Below are 13,639 nucleotides of genomic sequence, written 5' to 3'. Positions count from 1 at the left end.
CGATAACGCGGTCCGCCTGCTAAACCCCCGCCGCCTTCAGCCGCTGCGCATGCTCCACAAACAACCGAATCGGCTCCGCCCCCTTGCCCACCAGCCCCATCGACTGGTTGACGATGTCAAAGTGGTCCAGCGGGTAGTCATCGCCAATCACCAGCCCCAGGTGTGAGCTGTAGCGCCCGACCATGCCGTCGCACTGGCCTTTTTCGCGCACAAAACTGCGCGCAAACAACCGACAACTGCGGTTCGTGCCGTCCAGCAGGTTACGTCCGCGATCGGTCTTGCCCGGCTGCAAGGTGCCGGACCACGAGTAATAACGCACGCCGTTGACCACCTCGGCGCCCTGCCCGCCCCACGTCGACGGCAAACCCTGGGGAAACTGACGGTTGAACAGCGCCACACCTTCGCAGGTCAGGGATTGGTGCGAGGCCTGCACATCCACCTTGAAGCGCGGCCCGCGATATCCGGTCTCAAGCACGCCCATCACCCAGGCCGCCACATGCAGCACCGCGCTCACGAGCCGGCCCTTCCAATGGTCTGCGGGGTAATGAACCTGGAAGTGGTCTGCCAATTCCGAGCCATGGTTAGGCCCGGCCACCGATGTCACCGACGCCACCCATTCCGGACGCCTGGCCGCCGCATAACGCGCCGTCAGCGAGCCCTGGCTGTGCCCGATCAGGTTGACCTTTTCGGCGCCTGTTTCCCGGCGAATGCGCTCGATCTGGGCCAGCAATTGCTCACCGCGCACCTCACTGGCGTTCAGCGGCGCCACCTGCACCGGGAACACCTGCGCGCCGCCCGCCCGCAGCGCCGGAACAATGCCATACCAGTAAGGGAACAGCCCCAGGCGCACAAAGCCCAGCATGCCGGGCACCAACACAAGCGGGTAACGCGTGGCGAGGGAGTCGTCCATGCAGCGGATATCCTGATCGGAGAGGCGATACGGTCATCCTAGACCACACGAGATGACCGCCCCATGACCGCTGGCGCTTTAGAAATGCCCCGCCAGGTCGCGCAGCTGGCGCTCGGCTTCCTCACAGGCACGCAGGAACACGCTTTTGTCCGACTCTTCACCTTCGGCAGCGATCACCCGAATGTCATCGATGCCGATGTAACCCAGGGCCGTGCGCAAGTGCGGGTCGGCATGGTTCATCGCCTCGTTTTCGCCACCGGGGCCAAACCCGTTGCCGCCGCGGCGGGTATCGATCTGGTGATTCGCTACAGCCTCGGCGACTACCCGAACCTTTACGGCCAGTGTCTGCTCGATGAGTGCTTTGCGGTGTATGGCGCGCCTGACGTGGTCGCGCGGGCCAGCGCCGACGTGCCGACGCTGATCAGCGTGCAAGGGGCCGGTTACAGTACGCTCTGCGTGCCGGGCCGTGAGCGGCATCCGCCGGAGCGCGCGTTTTTCCAGTGGGTGCAGGCGCAAGCGGAGCTGTCCGGCCAGGCACTTTAAAATCCGATAAAACTTTTTGCGTCGCGCAGCACTCACAACTTGGAGCGATCACGCCGGCAGAGCGTGGCGTAAAACCGGATTAGCACCAGGAGATTGAGATGACTGAAGCACATTTGACTGACGTTGCGACGCTGCGCTCACGCGCCCGCCAGAACGTCGAAAACGGCGCCGTCACCGAAGGCTACGACGCTGACCGCGAAGAAATCATTCGCCTGCTCAACGCGTCGCTGGCCACCGAGCTGGTGTGCGTGCTGCGCTACAAACGCCACTACTTCATGGCCACCGGCCTGAAAGCCAGCGTCGCGGCCGACGAGTTCCTGGAGCACGCCACCCAGGAAGCCGAGCACGCCGACAAACTGGCCGAGCGCATCGTGCAACTGGGCGGCGAGCCGGAATTCAACCCCGACCTGCTGTCGAAAAACTCCCACGCTCAATACGTGGCCGGCAACAACCTGAAGGAAATGGTCTACGAAGACCTGGTAGCCGAGCGCATTGCGGTGGACAGCTACCGCGAAATCATCCAATACATCGGCGACAAAGACCCGACCACGCGTCGCATCTTTGAAGAAATCCTGGCCCAGGAAGAAGAACACGCCGACGACATGGCGGATATTCTGCAGGACCTGTAACGCCATACCGCTGAACCCTTGTGGGAGCGGGCTTGCTTGCGATAGTGCTGTGTCAGTTGATGAAGATGTTGACTGACTTACCGCTATCGCAGGCAAGCCAGCTCCCACATTTGGTTTTGGGTCTTGGCAGTTACTTTTTCACTGTCTTCAGGGCCTGACGGGGCGGTTTTTTGCCAGCCCTGTAACCCGCCACACCGCCGAACACTGTGGGAGCGGGCTTGCCCGCGAAAGCGCTGTGTCAGTTGATGAAGATCTCGACTGATCTACAGCTATCGCAGGCAAGCCAGCTCCCACATTTTAGTTTTGTGTTTTGGCAGTTATTTTTTCACTGTCTTCAGGGCCTGGCAGGGCGAGTATTTGTCAGCCCTGTAACCCGCCACACCGCCGAACTCCTGTGGGAGCGGGCTTGCTCGCGAAAGCGCTGTGTCAGTTGATGAAGATATCGACTGACTTACCGCTATCGCAGGCAAGCCAGCTCCCACATTTGGTTTTGGGTTTTAGCAGTTACTTCTTCACAGTCTTCAGCGCCTGACGGGGCGGTTCTTTGCCAGCCCTGTAACCCGCCACACCGCCGCCCCCCTGTGGGAGCGGGCTTGCCCGCGAAAGCGGTGGACCAGTCAACAAAGATATCGACTCAACCACCGCCATCGCCGGCAACCCCGCTCCCACATTTGGGTTTCCTCAGCTACTTCACAGTTTTCGGTGCTTTGCCTTCCTTCATCTGCTGCAGCAACGGTGCGCACTGGTTCGGCTCATCGCCGCTCGGTGCTACCAATGCCAGCAACCCGGCGGCTGGGCCGGCGATGACGCCCAGTGCGACCATGCCGGCGCCGCGCAGGGCCAGAGGAATGGCTTTCACGCCCGCATTGGGCTTGATGAACGGCCCGTTGACGTACAGCGGTGAACGCAGGGAGAACAGGCGAAAGCCCTTCGACTCCGGCGTGATAGTGAGATCCAGCTGTTCGGTCGCCATGTTCGCAGTGCCGTCGATGTAGATGATCGCGTTTTCGGTATCGAACACAAACAAGCGAGTCGTGGCCAGGCCGGTCTTGATGCCGAAGTCTGCCGCCGCACAGTTGATCTTCACTTCCTTGTCGCCAAACAGGCGGCCCACCACGTAGTTGCCCACGTTAAGCCCGGCAATTTCCATCAGCCCACGGCTGATCGCGCCATCGTTAATGAGCATTTTCAGGTCGCCGTTGGACGTGCCCAGCAGCGCCGCCACGGAATTGCCGCGCCCGGAAATGTCCGCGTCGCCGTTGAGTTCACCGAAGCTGGTTTTCATCGGCTCGAAGGTTGGGAACAACTGCTTGAGCTTGAAGTTACGCGCGGTGAGTTTGGCGCGACCTTCCATCGGTACGGTGCGGCCGTTCAAGCGAATCTGCGCATCCAGCTTGCCGCCGGCGACGCCGAAACGCAGGGGTTCCAGGCTGAGTTCGCCGTCATTGAGCACCAAGTGGGTGTAGAGATCGGTGAACGGCAATTCGGCGCTGTGCACGATGCGCTTGCCGGTGAACTCCACGTCAGCGTCCATCTCGCGCCAGCGCTCGGTGCGGAACTCTTCCACCGGCAGCACTTTGGTGGCCGGTTGCTTGCTTTCACCACCGCGGGCTTTTTGCTTGGCGTTGGAGTCGGCGCCGATCAAGGGCGCAAGGTCCGCCATCAGCAGCTGGTTGGAAACCAACGCGCCACTGAGCTTGGGCCGTGGCTGGCTGGCGACGTAGGCCAGGTTGCCATGGATGTCGCTGTCGCCGATCTTGCCGTTGAAGTTCTCGTAGCGGAATGACGCGCCGCTGGCTTCATGCAGTTTGGCAATCAGGTGGCCGTCAGTGGAATAAGCCGGCGAGTCTGGCAGCGTCACGCCGGTCAGTGGGTACAGGTTGCCCAGGCTGCTGCCGGCGAGTTTCAGGCGCAGGTCCAGGGCGCCAAGGTTCAGCGGGTCGGTCAGGGTGCCGGCCAGCGCGATGCTGGTGTCGGCGATTTTCACCTGGGCTTGCAGCGGGAACGGCTTGGCCGCGTCCTGCAAGGCGAGCAGGCCGCCGATCTTGCCAGTGCCCTCGAGTTTCTGGCCGTGGTACTGGCCTTTGACCTTGAGGCCGAACGCGTAGTCCTGTGGCGCCGAACCTTTTTCCAGGGCCTTCTTGGCATCGGCGTCGCCGACGATTTCGCCGAAGGGAATCGGTTTACCCAGTGGGTCAATGATGACGTCCAACTGACTCTTGAGCGTCTGGTCGTCCAGGGTCACGTGGCCCTTGTCGAAGCCGATGGCACCGATGTCCACCACCCAGCTGGACGGCTCGGCGTTGGGGTCTTTGGGATCGAACTTGAAGGTCCAGTTGGCGCGACCGTCGGCCAGGCGCTGCAGGTCTGCACTCGGTTCGGTGAGGTCGATACGTGGAATCACCACACGCTGCGCCAGCAGCGCCAGCGGTGAAATGCGCAGTTCCACGCGTTTGAGCGTGACCATCTGCGGCTTTTCCGACCAGTCCGGGTTGCCCAGCGTCAGGTCTTCAGCGATCACGTGCGGCCATGGCACCCAGGCACGCCAGCCGCCTTCATCGGGCTCACGCGCCCACACCACCGCCAGGTTGCCATTGATGGCAAAGGGGCGATGCAGCTCTTCGGAGACCTTGGCATTGATCGGCGGTTTTAGGCGGTTCCAGTCAAAGAACACCAGCACCAAGACCACCACGGCGATTAACAGAACGAAGCTGGCGCAGCTCCAAGCGACGATTTTACGAGTGCGCGTCATTGCACAGGACTCCTGGTTACGACTGAGGGTGCGCGTTGCCACGCACCTTTTGACTACAGCTTATAAGGCTACGACTGACAAATGGCGTGGGGGTTTAGCCCAAGTACGAATTCCTAGCAAAAAAAGCGACTCCTCCTACAGCTCGAATCGACCAAACCATCAACAATGCACCGGTGTTACCCATGAACGGGTCGAAAATACCCACCACGGTGCAAAACCGCGGGCTTGAGAGGCGCGTTCTAGAGCCTCTGATGGGAACAATCAATTCTGTTGATTATTACCATTGTGTTTATGAACTTTTATATCGACTTATCGAGAGTAGCATTAGCCCTGTACCCACTTTATCGCCCTCCCAAGGAGCAACCCTCATGAAACGTCAAATACTCGCTACCGTTCTGCTGTCTGTCCTGGCTTCCAGCGCCTTTGCCCTGCCCGCCACTGAACAAGCCACCCCACAGAACAAAGCTCAAGCCGTTCAATCCAGCCAAACCCTGGCTCGCAGCGGTTCGCAAGAAGACGAAAACCGTGACTACGCCAAAGGCGCCGTTGCAGAAAATGGTTCGGAACACGCCAACAAACGTGCTTACACCGAAGGCGTTGCTGAAGGTGGCCGTGATCGCCTGGAACAGAAAGGTCTGGTAGAAGGCGGTGCTGAACAAGCCAACAAACGCGCCTACACCGATGGCGTTGCCGAAGGCGGTGCTGATCGTCTGCAAGAACTGCATCAAGCACAGAGCTAAGCCCGTGGTGGCCGAGAAAAAAGCCCGATCAGCCGATCGGGCTTTTGCTTTTTTATAGACTGCCTCACGCTTCACTCCCGCCAAGTTCGACGCCGACGAAGCTGTTTTGCTAGAGTGCGTCGCTGTACTTGCCGACAAAGTCCGCCCGCCGATGCTGCCCCGCGCTGAACAGAAGCAACAGACCCGCCTCGCCTTGATGGACGCAGCCCGCCATCTGATGGAGTGTGGCCGCGGGTTCGGCAGCCTGAGCCTGCGCGAAGTGGCCAAGACCGCCGGCATTGTGCCAACCGGCTTCTATCGCCATTTTGACGACATGGATCAGCTGGGCCTGGTGCTGGTAAGTGAAGTCGGCCAAACCTTCCGCGCCACGATTCGCCTGGTACGCCACAACGAGTTCGTGATGGGCGGCATCATTGATGCGTCCGTGCGGATTTTTCTGGATGTGGTGTCGGCCAACCGATCGCAATTCCTGTTCCTGGCCCGCGAGCAATACGGGGGCTGCCTGGCCGTGCGCCAAGCCATCGCCGCCTTGCGCGAAGACATCACCAGTGACCTGGCGGCTGACCTCACGCTGATGCCCAAGCTCCAGCACCTGGACGCCGAAGGCCTGCACGTGATGGCCGACCTGATCGTCAAAAGTGTATTCGCCACCCTGCCCGACATCATCGACCCGCCGGCCCATGCCCTGCCCGCCCACCTCACGCCCCAGGCGAAAATCACCCAGCAATTGCGCTTTATCTTCATCGGCCTCAAGCATTGGCAAGGCCTGGGCAGCACCGAGTAAGCCGATCAGCCCGCCGCGTGAAAGCGTTTGGCGGTGGTGTAGTGCTTTTTCCAATAGCGGCTGCTCAATGAATCGATGCGCACGCGTTTGCCGGTGCTGGGCGAATGGATAAATTTGCCTTTGCCCACATACAGGCCGACATGGCTGACCTGCCCGCTGCCATTGCCCTTGAAAAACACCGCATCGCCCGGCTTGAGCGCGGCTCTCTGAACCGTCGCGGCGCTTGATCGGTGCATCTGCGTTGTCGTGCGCGGCAGGCGGACATTGGCTTGGGTCTTGAACAAATAGACCAGCAAGCCGCTGCAATCGAACCCCTGGCCGACGCTGGTGCCGCTGCCGTTATAGGGTGTACCGAGCAACGCATGGGCGCGGTCAATAACACGCGTGATCGACGCGTCAGGCAGGGCATTGGCCGCAACCGAGTCTGCGGCGCACCACAGACCGAGAATGACCAGACACGTAAAGCCTTTGAACATGATCGACGCCGCGGTGGATTAAGGACGGCGAATATCCTAATGAAACAGCGACGAGCTTCTTGAACGCCATATCCGGCGTTCGTGTAGGTCAATTCCTGGAAAATTCCAGCACGAATCAGATGAAAGAAATTTCATGCGGCGCGCTGCGGATCTCAACGCAAAACGCCCACATCCGGTGCTATAAATCCAGCCACGCACCAATTGAAGGCACTGCCAGAATCGACTGACGCCCTATTCGGTGGCACGCCGCTGCTTGCCTACAAGGATTTCCCACGCGCGTGCGTGATTGGCAAGCACCTTGCTCTAGCACTCTTATCGCTCATAGCTGGAAGCCTCCTGATGCTGGTGATCCACCGCCGAATCGCACCTCAACCTCTCTGGGCCGCTGAGCTGCTGCTGAATTTCGAAGCACGCAGCAAAAGCCGGCTGCGCTGTTTCAGTGCCGACGGCGAAGACGTCGGCCTGTTTCTGGAGCGCGGTCAGCCGCCGTTGCATGATGGTGAGTGCCTACAGGCCGAAGACGGACGCGTCGTACGCGTGGTCGCGCGCCCTGAACAACTGCTGCACGTCACCTGCAGCAGTGCGTTTGAATTGACCCGCGCCGCTTACCACCTCGGCAACCGCCACGTCGCCCTGCAAGTCGGTGACGGCTGGCTACGCCTGCTGGATGACTACGTGCTCAAGGCCATGCTCGAACAGCTCGGCGCGCAGACCGAAACCCTCGAAGCGCCGTTCCAGCCGGAACACGGTGCCTACGGCGGCGGCCATCACCATTCGCGCCATGGCGACGAAGACTTCAACTACCCGCCCAAACTGCACCAGTTCGGCGTACGTCCATGAACCCAGCCTGGGCGCTGTTGCGTCTGGCCAGTCCGCAATTGCCGATTGGCGGCTACAGCTATTCCCAAGGCCTGGAAATGGCCGTGGAAAATGGCCGCGTCAATGATGCCGCCAGTGCCCGACGGTGGATCAGCGACCAGTTGCTGCTCAACCTGGCGCGCTTCGAAGCGCCCTTGCTGCTCGCCCATTGCCGCGCGGCGGCGGACCAGGACTGGCCGCGCCTGACACAGTTGTGCGAAGAACACCGCGCCAGCCGCGAAACCCGCGAGCTGTACCAGGAGAGCCGGCAAATGGGCTACTCCCTGCAGCAACTGCTCAATGGTTTGCCGGAACTGGACGCCGCCGCACGCGCATTTGTAGAAAGCTGCGCCGAACCGCACCTGGCCCTGGGCTGGGCGTTGGCGGCCCGCGCGTGGCAGATCAGCCCGGATGACGCCCTCGCCGCCTGGCTATGGAGCTGGCTGGAAAACCAGCTTGCTGTGCTGATGAAAACGTTGCCGTTGGGCCAGCAGGCCGCCCAGCGCCTGACCAGTGAGCTGCTGCCGTTGCTGCAGCAAGCCCAACAGGACGCCGGCCGCCTGGACTTCAACTCTTTTGGCAGCGCCGCGTTCGGCCTGTCCCTGGCGTGCATGGCCCACGAGCGCCAGTACAGCCGCCTGTTCCGTTCCTAAGCCCTTTTACTTCTGTGGAGAAGCACATGAACACACAACCTTTGCGCGTCGGCATCGGCGGCCCGGTGGGCTCCGGCAAGACGGCCCTGACCCTCGCGCTGTGCCTGGCGCTGCGTGATCGCTACAACCTGGCCGTGGTGACCAACGACATCTACACCCGCGAAGACGCCGACTTTCTGGTGCGCAACCAGGCCCTGGCGCCGGAGCGCATCATCGGCGTGGAAACCGGCGGCTGCCCGCACACGGCGATTCGTGAAGACGCCTCGATCAATCTTGAAGCGGTGGACCAGCTCAACCGCCGCTTTCCCGGCCTGGACCTGATTCTGGTGGAGTCCGGCGGCGACAACCTGTCGGCCACCTTCAGCCCTGAACTGTCAGACCTGACCATCTACGTGATCGATGTGTCGGCCGGCGACAAGCTGCCGCGCAAGGGCGGGCCCGGTATTTGCAAATCCGACCTGCTGGTGATCAACAAGATCGACCTGGCCCCGCTGGTCGGCGCCTCGCTGGAATTGATGAACAGTGACACTCAGCGTATGCGCAACGGTAAGCCCTTTGTGTTCAGCAACCAGAAAACCGGCGTCGGCCTGGATGAAATCGTCGCCTTTATCGAACGTCAGGGCTTGCTGACCGCAGCCTGATACCACCCTGAAAAGGAGCCTGTTCATGGGTCTCAACAAACTTCTCGCCACCGCAGCCTTGCTGCTCACCCCGGCCCTCGCCTTCGCTCACCCCGGGCATGGCGATAATGGGCTGGTCGCCGGCATCAGCCACCCACTGGGCGGCATCGATCACTTACTGGCCATGGTCGCCGTCGGCCTATGGGCGGCGCAGCAAAAAGGCAACGCACGCTGGGCGCTGCCTTGCGCCTTTGTCGGCACCATGCTGATTGGCGGCCTGCTGGGCTTTGAAGGCCTGGAGCTGCCGGCGCTGGAAAGCGGGATCGCGGCTTCGGTGCTGGCGCTGGGCCTGGCCGTGGCACTGGCGGTGCGGCCGCCACTGTTCGTCGCGGTGGCTGCAACAGCGTTGTTTGCCCTGTTCCATGGCGTGGCGCATGGCTTGGAGCTGCCGGACATGTCCAGCCCTTGGGCGTATGCCGCCGGTTTTGTCGGCGCGACGGCGGTGTTGCACGCGGCCGGGTACGCGGTGGTGCGTTTTCTGCCGACGGCGGCTGCGCCATTGGTGCGGGTGGCCGGGGCGGCTTCGGCGGCAACGGGGGTCTGGTTGCTGGCGGGCTGATTTGCGGCGCTGCTGAAGGCCTCTTCGCGAGCAAGCCCGCTCCCACATTCGACCGCATTCCAACGCCAGGACGCGGTTAAATGTGGGAGCGGGCTTGCCCGCGAAAGCGGTCTCAAAACCACCATCCATCCCAAGCCTGCTACCATGCGCGCCTACACCCCTGCCGTGACGACGCCAGCCGATGCCCACCGCTCCAAGTTCCGCCTCCCAGCCTTCGTTGAATGCCGTGCTCACGCACTTCCATGACCTGATCGTGCCGCTGTGGCAGGGCCCGGGCTGGAATGCCGAGCTGGCGTTGCCCTATGAGGCGCTGGACGCCAATCATCAGCCTTTGCCCCCGCAACGCTACCGGGCCATGGCCTGCGCGCGGCAGCTGTACCTGTTCGCCAGCCTGATCGGCGAGCCGCGGGCGGCGTTTGCCGAAGAGCGCGCGGCGGCGCTGTTTCGCTCCCTGCAAAGGCACTTTCACGACGCCGAGCACGGCGGCTGGTTCTACAGCATCGACGCGCACGGCAAGCCGCTGGATAAGCGCAAAGATCTCTACACCCACGCCTTCATCATCTTTGCCTGTGCCCACTACTGGGCCAAAGTGCGTGAGCCATTGGTGGAATCGGTGCTCAATGCGGCGCTGGCCGTGGTCGCCGAACGTTTCGCCACAGGCGACGGCCTGTACGAAGCGGTATTGGAACGCAACTGGTCATCCCTCAAGTCCGGCCCCCTGCAAAACCCGCTGATGCACTTGGCCGAAGGCTTTCTCGCCACCCTGGCCGTGCGTGAAGACGCCGTCACGCAAGACGCACTGCTGGACCTTGCCACGGCCATGCAGAAGCGCTTCATCGACCGCGAGCACGGCGTGATGATGGAGAAACCGCTGGGCGCTGTGGATAACTGGTTTGAGCCCGGCCATCAGTTCGAGTGGTTCTATTTGCTGGAGTCCTCAGACGTGCTTCGCGGCACCGCGCTGCATGCCTCGTTGACGCGGGCGTTTGCCTACGCCGAACTCAAGGGTGTGGATAAATCGAGCGGCGCGGTCAGCGGCATGCTCGCCCTGGACGGCACGGTGCGCGATGGCACTCAACGGATCTGGGCCCAGGCTGAATACCTGCGCGCGCTGACCTTGCGGCCCGCCAGCGAGGCAGTGCTGCAACGCCAATTGCTGGCGCTGCAACAGCACTTTTTGCATGACAAAGGCTGGCATGAATGCCTGGATGCCAAGGGTGTTGTGAGCCGACGGGACATGCCGTCGACCACGCCGTATCACTTGGCGACCTGCTATCAGGGTTTGATCCAGCATTTGGGCTGACTTTCAGGGGCGCATCGCGGGCAAGCCCGCTCCCACACTTGAATGGGTTCACACCTTCAACATGTGGGAGCTGGCTTGCCTGCGATGGCCTCACCTCGGTCTAGCTGACCGTCACGCGATCCACTTGCGATCCCCGGTAAAGCTGATCGTCAGCCAGCGCGCCGCATCCGGCGTGCCCAGCGCTGTGGATATCTCTTCGCGCAGCGCGTCGAGGGTCGCGACATTGCCCACCGGGTAATCCGCCGGCAGCACCACATGAATCTCGATAAACCGCGCCCGCCCGTGCTTTTGCACGTAGGACTCGTAGTCGTCGAAACCATGCTTGGCTTGCGCCGCCTCCATCACTTCGCGCACCTTGTCGTCCAAGTGATCCGGGGCAATCCCCAGCACTTCGCGCAAGGCCGGACGCAGGATCTTGAACGCCGGCGCCAGCATGCTCAGGGCCAACAGGATCAAGATCAGCGGGTCGACATACACCGCCCACTCGTCATACCCCTGAGACTTGAGCAACAGCGCGGCGAGAAAGCTGATCAGCAAACCCACCGAGAGCATCGCGTCCACCAGCCAACTGATGTTGTCGAACTGGATCAGCGAAGATTTCAGCGTGCGATTGCGGTAGCGCACGTAGAAGAAGTAGGCGAATTCGACGACGGTAAACACCGCCGCATAAACGATCACCAGCCCCAACTCGATCTCGCGCCCGCCATTGATAATGCCGAACACGCCGTTGAGAAACGCGTAGATGGCGATCAGCAGCAAAAAGCTGCCTTCGATCAGCAATACCATCGGCTCCAGGTGCCAATAGCCGAACTGGAAACGCTCGTTGCTTTTCTTGGCGATCAGCTTGGCCGTGATCAGCATCAACACCTTGATGGCGGTGGCGATCAGCGAGAAAAAGCCGTCGAACAGAATGGATTGGGCGCCAGATATCACACCCGTGACAATCCCGGCGATCGCTACCGCGAACATCAGGATGGTCGATTGTTTGAGCAGTGCCTGCTCACCTCGGTTACTCACATTTCCTCCCGTCAAAACCTTTAAACCGCACAGTGCGGAGGGGTTTTCAGGGGTGGAGTGTACCTTATGTCGTGTTTTGGCCGATTTGACGCCATCGGGGGCAAGCCCCCTCCCACACTCAACCGAGTTTCAACTTTGAAATGCGGTCAAATGTGGGAGGGGGCTTGCCCCCGATGGCAGCGACTCGGTCTTAAGCCTTACTTGGCCCCACGCTCAATCGCAAACCCAGCCCAGGTCTGGCTCACCGGCATCAGCTCCAAGCGGTTGATATTCACGTGCGCCGGGGTGTTCAGCACCCAGAAGATGGTGTCGGCGATGTCCTGCGGCTGGATCGGCTCAGCACCGGCGTAGGTCGCGTCGTAACGCGCCTGGTCGCCGCCGAAGCGTACCAGCGAGAATTCACTTTCGCACAGGCCTGGTTCGATGTTGGTCACGCGCACGCCGGTGCCTTGCAGGTCGCAACGCAGGTTTAGCGAGAACTGCTTCACGAACGCCTTGGAGCCGCCATACACGTGGCTGCCCGGGTACGGGTAGCTGCCGGCGATGGAGCCCAGGTTGATGATCCCGGCGCCACGGCCGTGAGCGATCAGGCGCGGCAGCAGCAGGCTGGTGGTGGTCAGCAAGCCTTTGATGTTGGTGTCGACCATGGTTTCCCAATCGTCGAGGCTGCACTTGGGCGCAGGGTCAGTGCCCACGGCCAGGCCGGCGTTGTTGATCAGCCCGCGCAGCTTGGCGAACGAAGGCGGCAGGTTGGCGATGGCGTCTTCCATGCCCTTGCGGTCACGTACGTCCACGACCAGCCCGTGCACTTCGGTCTGCTTGGAAAGCTCTTCGACCAGTGCATTCAAACGGTCGGCACGACGGCCGGTGAGCACCAGTTTCCAACCGGCGTCGGCAAAACGGCGGGCGCAGGCTTCGCCGAAACCTGAGGTTGCGCCAGTAATAAACAGCGTGTCGGACATGGTGTTCTCCTTGCGGGCATCTGGGAAAAAAGTTGCCAGCAGAATGCCCTTACGCCGCGATTGCGGCAACCGCTGTGCACACACCTTCATGTACAGCTGGTCAATTTTTAACCATCGCGAGCGAGGCCTTATAAACCGTGGTCTGCAGCCATATGCGCGCAGGTTATCCACAACTGCGCCCACAGTCTTTGGGGGCAAGTGCAAAAAGCCAAAAGCCGCTGTGTACAAGGCCTGCAGGCAGTTTTAGAAAGTTTTTTGCTTGACCTTGGACGGGCCGTATGTAGGCCCGGTTGACAGATGCAAATTCGAACGATGGCTCCAGGCCAGTCATTCCGGCCTCTGCGGCCGTCTTTCCAGAGTTTAGTCACAGACTTATCCACAGGCCCAGACGACATAAATCGGTCATATACCTGTGTCTTTAAACAGGTTGACAAAGCGCTCGACGGGTCCCGAAAAAACCGCTGATCAATAAACAACCACCGCGCTGCAAGCCACGGTTTTAAAGGCGTTCAGCCAGCTACTCCCACGTTACCCACAGCCGGTTCCACAGCGGATGGGGACAAGTCAAAACTGTGACAAAACAGGGATTTGCGGCGGCTATATGTCGCGCTTTGGAAGGTGGCTGGATTTGTTTTCCACAATTTGGCGGGAAGCCTGTGGACACCCCAAAAACAAATGTGGGAACCGCCTTTATGTAGGAGCCTGGCTTGCCCGCGATAGCATCACCTCGGTTTGCCTGACAGACCGAGGTGTTCGTATCGCAGGCAAGCCAG

13 protein-coding genes and 2 pseudogenes are annotated in these 13,639 nt (G+C 61.0%); 9 read left to right on the top strand and 6 right to left on the bottom strand.

The genetic code is table 11. The features are described from left to right. Positions 1-19: 19 nt before the first annotated feature. Both FPT15_RS09300 and FPT15_RS09295 read right to left on the bottom strand, forming a co-directional pair. Positions 20-910, bottom strand: a complete 891-nt coding sequence (locus tag FPT15_RS09300) for a triacylglycerol lipase (protein WP_145160225.1) — start codon at positions 908-910, stop codon at positions 20-22. 78 nt (positions 911-988) lie between these two features. Further along, a pseudogene (locus FPT15_RS09295) lies at positions 989-1,204 on the bottom strand (NAD(P)H-dependent oxidoreductase); the annotation flags it as partial. Here FPT15_RS09295 and FPT15_RS09290 point away from each other — a divergent pair. Continuing rightward, positions 1,193-1,453: pseudogene (locus FPT15_RS09290) on the top strand (LysR family transcriptional regulator); the annotation flags it as partial. The pseudogenes FPT15_RS09295 and FPT15_RS09290 overlap by 12 nt on opposite strands. Positions 1,454-1,551: 98 nt before the next feature. After that, entirely contained in the window at positions 1,552-2,082 is a 531-nt protein-coding gene (locus FPT15_RS09285; RefSeq protein ID WP_106577657.1) for a bacterioferritin, read from the top strand. A 685-nt stretch (positions 2,083-2,767) separates the two neighbouring features. On the opposite strand, the gene FPT15_RS09280 is transcribed toward FPT15_RS09285, so the two are convergent. Beyond that, the gene (locus FPT15_RS09280) at positions 2,768-4,834 is read right to left on the bottom strand and encodes an AsmA family protein (RefSeq protein WP_145160223.1); all 2,067 of its coding nucleotides are present in this window, start codon (positions 4,832-4,834) and stop codon (positions 2,768-2,770) included. A gap of 368 nt (positions 4,835-5,202) precedes the next feature. Between FPT15_RS09280 and FPT15_RS09275 the strand changes: the two genes are divergently transcribed. Both FPT15_RS09275 and FPT15_RS09270 read left to right on the top strand, forming a co-directional pair. Then, complete coding sequence (locus FPT15_RS09275) at positions 5,203-5,574, top strand: hypothetical protein (RefSeq protein WP_106577655.1); 372 nt, start codon at positions 5,203-5,205, stop codon at positions 5,572-5,574. Between the two features lie 151 nt (positions 5,575-5,725). Then, positions 5,726-6,358, top strand: coding sequence for a TetR family transcriptional regulator (locus FPT15_RS09270; protein WP_145160221.1), 633 nt, complete (start codon positions 5,726-5,728; stop codon positions 6,356-6,358). A 5-nt stretch (positions 6,359-6,363) separates the two neighbouring features. Here FPT15_RS09270 and FPT15_RS09265 read toward each other — a convergent pair whose 3' ends face one another. Then, the gene (locus tag FPT15_RS09265) at positions 6,364-6,834 is read right to left on the bottom strand and encodes a C40 family peptidase (RefSeq protein WP_145160217.1); all 471 of its coding nucleotides are present in this window, start codon (positions 6,832-6,834) and stop codon (positions 6,364-6,366) included. Between the two features lie 339 nt (positions 6,835-7,173). Between FPT15_RS09265 and ureE the strand changes: the two genes are divergently transcribed. From ureE to FPT15_RS09240, 5 genes are all read left to right on the top strand, one after another. Continuing rightward, a complete protein-coding gene (gene ureE / locus FPT15_RS09260; RefSeq protein WP_145160215.1) occupies positions 7,174-7,674 on the top strand; it encodes an urease accessory protein UreE in 501 nt (166 codons plus the stop codon). After that, the gene (locus FPT15_RS09255; protein WP_145160213.1) at positions 7,671-8,345 is read left to right on the top strand and encodes an urease accessory protein UreF; all 675 of its coding nucleotides are present in this window, start codon (positions 7,671-7,673) and stop codon (positions 8,343-8,345) included. The genes ureE and FPT15_RS09255 overlap by 4 nt, the downstream gene beginning before the upstream one ends. A 26-nt stretch (positions 8,346-8,371) precedes the next feature. Then, complete coding sequence (gene ureG, locus FPT15_RS09250) at positions 8,372-8,986, top strand: urease accessory protein UreG (RefSeq protein WP_017849719.1); 615 nt, start codon at positions 8,372-8,374, stop codon at positions 8,984-8,986. A gap of 25 nt (positions 8,987-9,011) precedes the next feature. Further along, positions 9,012-9,584, top strand: a complete 573-nt coding sequence (locus FPT15_RS09245; RefSeq protein WP_145160211.1) for a HupE/UreJ family protein — start codon at positions 9,012-9,014, stop codon at positions 9,582-9,584. A 181-nt stretch (positions 9,585-9,765) separates the two neighbouring features. Then, on the top strand, positions 9,766-10,887 hold the full coding sequence (locus FPT15_RS09240) for an AGE family epimerase/isomerase (RefSeq protein ID WP_145160209.1): 1,122 nt from the start codon (positions 9,766-9,768) through the stop codon (positions 10,885-10,887). Between the two features lie 111 nt (positions 10,888-10,998). Here FPT15_RS09240 and FPT15_RS09235 read toward each other — a convergent pair whose 3' ends face one another. Both FPT15_RS09235 and FPT15_RS09230 read right to left on the bottom strand, forming a co-directional pair. Beyond that, on the bottom strand, positions 10,999-11,904 hold the full coding sequence (locus FPT15_RS09235; RefSeq protein ID WP_145160207.1) for a cation diffusion facilitator family transporter: 906 nt from the start codon (positions 11,902-11,904) through the stop codon (positions 10,999-11,001). 197 nt (positions 11,905-12,101) lie between these two features. Next, on the bottom strand, positions 12,102-12,866 hold the full coding sequence (locus tag FPT15_RS09230) for an SDR family oxidoreductase (RefSeq protein WP_064450434.1): 765 nt from the start codon (positions 12,864-12,866) through the stop codon (positions 12,102-12,104). Positions 12,867-13,639: the final 773 nt, after the last annotated feature.

This window comes from Pseudomonas sp. RGB (assembly GCF_007713445.1).
GTDB lineage: Bacteria > Pseudomonadota > Gammaproteobacteria > Pseudomonadales > Pseudomonadaceae > Aquipseudomonas.
This window is presented reverse-complemented; position numbering and strand designations above follow the sequence as displayed.